The sequence below is a fragment of the Mesorhizobium sp. WSM4814 genome (assembly GCF_055811595.1).
In genome coordinates, this window is record NZ_JBVVQT010000076.1 from 1 (window position 1) to 641 (window position 641).

Genomic DNA, 641 nt, shown 5'->3' on the forward strand with positions numbered 1-641 from the left:
GCTCGACCAATATCGAGCGTCGGGTCGTGCCATGATGACCGTCCCGCCGCCCAGATTGACCTTAGGGTAGCGCAATCCTGCGACAATTCGTAGGGGCTTCGCAGATGAAGCGGCAACGGCGGGGGCTGACGCGCAGCCAGCGGATGGACGCGATCGCCGGCCTCGTTCTGATCCTGGCAGCCCTTCTCCTGGCAAACATCCTGCTCGGAGGGTGAGGGGTGGCTGCCAGAGCGACGATAGCCCGGTGTTTCGCCAAGACAGCGCAAGAAACCGTCTTCAGAGCGTGTGCCGCATAAGATAGGGTTCGACCAAGGCGCGTAATTCCGCAGCGGGCGCCGCTTCGCCGGCAGCACGCAGCGCCCGTTCGTAGCGTGCATAGTCGTCGACCGCGCCTTCGAAATCGCGGCGCGACAGCCGCTCCCTGATCAGCGCCTTGCAGGCGGGTCCGGCATCCGGATAGAGGTCCAACGCCCTCAGATAGACCGAGCGCGCTTCCTGGGCGTTGCCGGTTGTCTCCAGCCGCTGGCCGATCCGCAATCCAAGATCGATCAGATCGCGACGCAATTTTTCTGCGGCGGCGTGCGACCAGAAGCTGGCTCGCTCGTGCAGAAACAGCGGACCGGGGAATGCGAGGAAGAGCG

The 641-nt window shown here is 64.3% G+C and carries 1 protein-coding gene; it reads right to left on the reverse strand.

Features of this window, described 5'->3' with window-relative positions; all coding sequences use genetic code 11:
• Positions 1-276: 276 nt before the first annotated feature.
• Positions 277-641 (reverse strand): hypothetical protein (locus tag AC0L2V_RS32220; protein ID WP_473522191.1); only part of this gene is annotated, 365 nt, incomplete at its 5' end.